The sequence below is a fragment of the Gemmatimonadales bacterium genome, from assembly GCA_036279355.1.
Classification (GTDB): domain Bacteria; phylum Gemmatimonadota; class Gemmatimonadetes; order Gemmatimonadales; family GWC2-71-9; genus DASQPE01.
Window position 1 is genome coordinate 1 of the sequence record DASUJH010000003.1, and the last position, 5,996, is coordinate 5,996.

Sequence of the window (5,996 nt, forward strand, 5' to 3'; positions counted from 1 at the left end):
AGCACGCGAATGGTCGAGGAGTCCACGGCGCCCAGGCTGTCCACCTCGAACGCTACCGTCACGTGGACCTCCTCGTCGCCCATGCCCGGCCGGCGGCGCAGCACCGGGCACGCGGTGGACGTGGGCGTGCGCAGCTCTACGACTCTGAGACTCCCCGGGACGTCCTCGGCCGCGCCGCCGGCGTTCTCGGCCTGAGGCGCGGCCGGCGGCGTCGCCTGGAGCGGAGCGCGCTGCACCGCTTGCGTGAGGCCCGCGAGCTGATCCTCGGCCGGCGGGTCGTCCGCCGAGTCACTCTCCTCCACCGTGACCCGCGGCTGGCGGAGCTCCGTGGGGATTGCGTCGGGCGGCGGGGTGGGCCGCGAGCGCGGGTGCGGCGCGGTGGCGCGCGGCGCCACGGGGACCGGCGTCGGCGGCGGGGCGAGCGCGACGTACCGCACCGTCTCGACCCGCTGAGCGCGGAGCGGCGCGTGCGTGCGGCGCGACGCCGCCGGTGCCGCGACCCGCATCACGGCGAACGCGATGAGCGCCGCGTGCGTCACGACGCTGAGCGCGGCCCCCGGGAGCGTCTGCCCCGCCGGTTGCGGCAGTATCGCGCGCAGCGGTGCCGGCATGGCCATCCTCCGTCCCTGCTGGTTGCGGTTGCCTGCTCGCGAAGTGCCCTGACGTGAATGCGTTTCAGCGGGTGACGCCTGGAGGCCGCGCGGAGCTCGCTGCCCGGACGTAGTAATCGTCGTCGACGCTGAGCTGCTCCGGGGCCGAGATCGCCACCACCGCCGACCGCCACGTTTCCCGCGGCTCGAGCGTCATGGTGCGGTCGCCGCCGAGCGTCACCCGCACCGGCATGTCGAACCCCGGCACCACGTCGGTCCAGCGATAACTCAGCGTATCGCCGCTCAGCCTGTATTCGAGCGTCGGCACCTTCGTCGTCGTGAGATACTGCGCGAACACCCGGCTCAAATCAACGCCGGTGTGCGCGCTCATGTACTCCTCCACCTGCCGCCCGGTCACGACCCGGTGCCGGAACGTCTGGTTGAGTCCCCGCAGCACCGCGCGCCAGGTGCTGTCGTTCCCCACGAGCTGCCGGATCGTGTGCAGCATGTTGGCGCCCTTGTAGTACATGTCGCCCGAGCCCTCGTCGTTCACACCGTAGTGGCCGACGATCGGCCGGTCGTTCTCGATCCGCTTCCGGGTGCCGATGACGTACGCCGCGCCCGCCGCCTTCCCGAACCGGCACTCCGTGTAGAGCGCCTCGGCGTACGCGGCGAACGCTTCGTGGATCCACATGTCCGCGATGTCGGCGGCCGTGATGTTGTTGCCCCACCACTCGTGCGCGCTCTCGTGCACGATGATGAAATCCCACCGGAGACCCCAACCCGTGCCCGAGAGATCGCGGCCGAGATAGCCGTTCAGGTAATCGTTGCCGTACGCCACCGCGCTCTGATGCTCCATGCCGAGGTAGGGCGACTCGACGAGCTGATAGCCGTCGCGATACCACGGGTAGGGACCGAACCAGTGCTCGAAGCATTGCAGCATCGGCGCAACCTGCCGGAACTGGACCCGTGCCGTATCCACGTGCGCGGCGAGCGGCCGGAAGGCGAGCGTGAGCGGGCCGCGCTCGCCCTGATACACGGAGTCGAGCTCGGCGTAGTGCCCGGCGTACGCGGCCACGTCGTAGTTGTTGATCGGATTGGTGACGACCCACTCCCAGGTGGTGGTGCCGTCGCCGTGCGGCGTGACCGTGCGGAGACGCCCGTTGGCAATTGCCTGGAGCGAATCGGGCACGGTGAGCGCCGTCCGCTGGCTGTCGGGCTCGTCGGCCCAGGTGTCCTTGTTGGGCCACCAGATGCTGGCGCCGATGCCTTCGCTCGCGGTGCCGATCCACGGCGCGCCCGCCGAGTCGCGCGCCCAGACCAGCCCGCCGTCCCAGGGCGGCCTGGCGGCGACGCGCGGGCGGCCGTGATAGTAGACGGTCACCGTCCTGCTCCGCCCCCGCGGCTCGCGCGCCGCCGGTGTGACGAACCAGGTGTTCCCGTCGCGCCGGAAATCGAGGCGGTGGCCGTCCTCCGTCACGCTGTCGATCGCGAGCGGCGCCTGGAGATCGATCTGCATTGCGCCCCGTCCCGCGTGTGGCGGCATGCCGGTCACGCGGTAGGTGATCGCGTTCGAGCCGCGGAGCGTGCTGTCGGCGGGGTCGATCGCGACGCGCAGGTCGTAGAACGTCACGTCCCACCAGGCGCGCTCGGGCGTGATGCTGCCGCGGACGGTGTCGGCGTGGGTGAAGGTGTCGGCGGTGGCGGCGGCGTGCCCGGTGACTTGCTGGGCGCTGGCGCCGGATGCGCAGGTCAGGGCGGCGCCGGCTAACAGCGCGCGAATGGCGGAGACAGTCACGGTGCTCCGGAGCGAGGGTCGGCGCCCTGCGTCCGGCGAGGCGCGCGGTGGATCATATCGCCACACATGGTCTCGTGCCAGTTGGCCCCACTCGCGCCTGTTGGGCCGATCCGCCGTAGCTTACTGCAAGCGGATGTGGAGGTGGGGCGCGTGCACCAACACCACGATCACCACGCAGACATCGTCGGCCCGGCCACGGCCCCGCCCGCACAGGCGCGCGAGACCGGACATGCCGCCCACGACCCGCACGCCGGCCACAGCGTGGCGATGTTCCGCGACCGGTTCTGGCTGAGCCTCCTCTTCACCATCCCGACGCTCATCTGGGGTCACATGCTCCAGAACGTGCTCGGCTTCCACCCGCCCGCCATCCCTGGCGCGCGCTGGATCCCGGCGGTGTTCGGGACGCTCGTCTTCATCTACGGCGGCCGGCCGTTTCTCGCCGGAGCGGTGCGCGAGCTCCGGGCGCGCTTGCCCGGAATGATGACGCTGATCGCACTCGCGATCACGGTGGCGTTTCTCTTCAGCGTCGCCGTGACGCTCGGCTTCCGGGGCATGCCGCTCTGGGAAGAGCTCGCGACCCTCGTCACCATCATGGTGCTGGGACACTGGATCGAGATGCGGTCCGTGACCCAGGCCCAGGGCGCGCTGCACGAGCTGGCGAAGCTGCTGCCCGGACACGCCACTCGAATCACGACCGACCCGGCGGGCGCCGAGCGCCTGGAAGACGTTCCGCTCGGGTCGCTGCGCGAGGGCGATCGCGTGCTGGTCCGGCCCGGCCAGAGCGTGCCGGCCGACGGCGAGGTGCAGAGCGGCACGAGCGAGGTGAACGAAGCCGTGCTGACCGGCGAGTCGCGCCCCGTCCCGAAACACCCCGGCGACCGGGTGATCGCAGGGACCATCAATGGCACGGGCGCACTGCGCGTGGTGATCATGGGGACGGGCGAGCGGACGGCGCTCGCCGGCATCATGCGGCTCGTGGCGGAGGCGCAGGCATCGCGCTCGCGGGCCCAGGCGCTGGCCGACCGCGCGGCGTTCTGGCTCACCGTGGCGGCGCTCGTGGCGGGCGCAGCCACCCTGATCGGCTGGCTCGCGCTGGGCGCGGCGGCGGCATACGCCGTCGAGCGGCTCGTCTCGGTGCTCGTGATCGCGTGCCCGCACGCGCTGGGGCTCGCCGTTCCGCTCGTCATCGCGATCTCGACCACGCTGGGCGCCCGGAGCGGGCTCCTGGTGCGCGACCGCCGGGGCCTCGAGGCGGCGCGGAAGCTCACGTCGGTGGTCTTCGACAAGACGGGCACCCTCACGCGGGGCGAGCACCGCGTGGTGGCCATTCGCGCAGCCGACGGCGTGGCCGAAGCGGACGCGCTTCGGCTCGCGGCCGCCGTCGAGCACGACGCCGAGCACCCGGTGGCGCGCGCGGTGGTCGCCACGGCGGCGGAGCGCGGCATTGCCGTGCCCGCGGCGGGCGACTTCCGCGCCGAACCGGGCCGCGGCGTCACCGCGGTGGTGGACGGACGGCGGCTCGCGGTGGGCGGCCCCAACCTGATCGAGCAGGCCGGCGTCGCGCCGCCGCCGGCCCTCACCGCATTCGCCCGCGACGCGGCGGCGCGCGGCGAGGGAGTCATCTACCTGCTCGACGGCGCCCGCGCGCTCGCGGCCTTTGCCGTGGCCGACGCCATCCGGCCGGAGTCGGCGGAAGCGGTGCACCGACTGCACGCGCAGGGCATGAAGGTGGCGATGCTGACCGGGGACGCGAAGCCGGTGGCGGACGCGGTGGCGCGAGCGCTTGCCATCGACACGGTGTTCTCCGGCGTACTGCCCGACCAGAAGGCCGCGCGGATCGAGGCGCTCCAGCGCGCGGGCGAGCGGGTGGCGATGGTGGGAGATGGGGTGAACGATGCCCCGGCGATCGTCGTGGCCGACGTGGGGATCGCGATCGGCGCGGGCACCGACGTGGCCGTCGAGGCGGGCGACATCGTGCTCGTCCGGAACGACCCGCGCGACGTGGCGCGGATCGTGGGTCTTTCGAGGGCGAGCTATCGCAAGATGGTGCAGAATCTCTGGTGGGCCGCGGGGTACAACGTCATCGCGATTCCCGCGGCGGCCGGAGTGTTCGCGCGCTGGGGCGTCGTGCTCTCGCCGGCGGTAGCGGCGATACTCATGTCGGCCAGCACCGTGATCGTGGCCGTGAACGCGCAGTTGTTGCGGCGTGCGCGACTCACGCCTTGACCCGAGGTTCAGGCCGGCTGGCAGGTGATGAGCACGCTCGCCCGCGTCGGCCGCCCATTCCGGAGTGCAGGCCGGAAGCGCAGCTCGGCCACGTGTCGCGCCATGTCGTCGGCGAGGGCGGAATCGTAGGGCGCGTTCACGTCGGGCAGGTCCCGATCGACCTTCACCCGCGTGGTCACGGCGAACAGGTGGGAATAGATCCCGTACTCGGTCCGGGGCTGGCCCGGCAGCTCGAGCATGCGGAGCGTCGCAGGATCCACCATCCCCGCACTGTCGACCTCGAACGCCGCGGTGACGGTGAGATCCTCGTCATCGGCGCCGGGCGGGCGGCGCAGCACGGGACAGGCTGTGGCCGTGGCGGAGCGCAGCTCGACCACCTTGAGGTCGGCGCCCGCGGCCGCGCTCCCGTCGCCCATCCGATTGGCCGGCAGCACTTCACGCGCCAACTCGCCAAGTCGCGCGCCGACTGCTACGTGCAGGAGCCCCCCGATCGGCGGGTCGGGCTCGGGCGTCGAGGCTTCACTGCCCAGGACGACCACCCTCGGCATCCGCACCAGGAGCGCAAGGGCCGCATGGCCACGCCGCATGTGGTGCGCATGACGCGCCGCGTGCGCCACCCGGGATGTGGCCGGCGGGTCGGCCGGTCGCGGCGGCACCGGCATCAGGGAGATGAAGTGCAGCGTGTGCTGGTGCACCCTTCGCGCGGCCACGCTCGCCGGGTGCCGCGAGGCGAAGCGTCCGGCGGCCCAGACCACGAGTGCGATCAGCACCGCGTGCATCGCCACGCTCAGCACGGCCGACGGCAACACCCGCGCCGAGGGCGCGGGCAGCAACTGAATCGGCGACTGCGAGCGGTCGGGCTGCTCCATCGGCCCAAGATGAGGAACGGTGCCGCCCACGGAAAAGGCCCTGCGTCACGCCGAGGCTGTACCCGGTGACACGACTCACGGACAGCCGACGCCTCCATCGCTCTTCTGCATGCATGGATGGATCGAAGCGGTGAGCGTGGGGCGTCGGGTGGGAATCCGCTGGACCATCGGCGACGTGGCGCACGAAGGCTTCGAGGCGCTGCGACTCGCCGTGTGGGGCGCGTGGCGGGTGTTCGGACCCGGGGCGGCGTACGCCGTGTGCGTCAACTCGCTCGAGCCGGAGGACGCGCGGGAGCAGACCGGCCCGCTCCCGCACGGCGTGGAGTGGCGCGCCTCCTCCGGCCAGCTCCCCGACTGGGTTCGCCCGCACTGATGAGCGCGTGGGGATCCGGCCGCCGCGCCGCCCATCGGCGCGAGCCGCGCGATAGCGCGGCCGCGAGGATTCCGAGAGGCCCCATGGCCGCGAGCTCACAGTCCAGGACCGTCATCTACGCCGCCCTGATCGGCAACCTG

At 72.3% G+C, this 5,996-nt stretch carries 5 protein-coding genes; 2 read left to right on the forward strand and 3 right to left on the reverse strand.

From position 1 onward, the window contains the following. Both VFW66_00735 and VFW66_00740 read right to left on the reverse strand, forming a co-directional pair. The coding region (locus tag VFW66_00735; protein ID HEX5385203.1) for a hypothetical protein at positions 1–611 on the reverse strand (611 nt) is incomplete at its 3' end. A 64-nt stretch (positions 612–675) separates the two neighbouring features. Further along, complete coding sequence (locus VFW66_00740; GenBank protein HEX5385204.1) at positions 676–2,388, reverse strand: M1 family metallopeptidase; 1,713 nt, start codon at positions 2,386–2,388, stop codon at positions 676–678. Positions 2,389–2,538: 150 nt separating this feature from the next. Here VFW66_00740 and VFW66_00745 point away from each other — a divergent pair, with 150 nt between their 5' ends. Next, entirely contained in the window at positions 2,539–4,614 is a 2,076-nt protein-coding gene (locus tag VFW66_00745; GenBank protein ID HEX5385205.1) for a heavy metal translocating P-type ATPase, read from the forward strand. A gap of 8 nt (positions 4,615–4,622) precedes the next feature. Here VFW66_00745 and VFW66_00750 read toward each other — a convergent pair whose 3' ends face one another. Further along, positions 4,623–5,483: a hypothetical protein gene (locus VFW66_00750; GenBank protein ID HEX5385206.1), complete on the reverse strand. Its 861-nt coding sequence runs from the start codon at positions 5,481–5,483 to the stop codon at positions 4,623–4,625. A gap of 19 nt (positions 5,484–5,502) precedes the next feature. On the opposite strand from VFW66_00750, the gene VFW66_00755 reads away from it, so the two are divergent. Continuing rightward, the gene (locus VFW66_00755; GenBank protein ID HEX5385207.1) at positions 5,503–5,856 is read left to right on the forward strand and encodes a hypothetical protein; all 354 of its coding nucleotides are present in this window, start codon (positions 5,503–5,505) and stop codon (positions 5,854–5,856) included. Positions 5,857–5,996: the final 140 nt, after the last annotated feature.

Coding starts and splice junctions, on each gene's coding strand:
- VFW66_00750 (HEX5385206.1), bottom strand. CDS start 5,483: ATGGAGCAGCCCGACCGCTCGCAGTCGCCGATTCAGTTGCTGCCCGCG.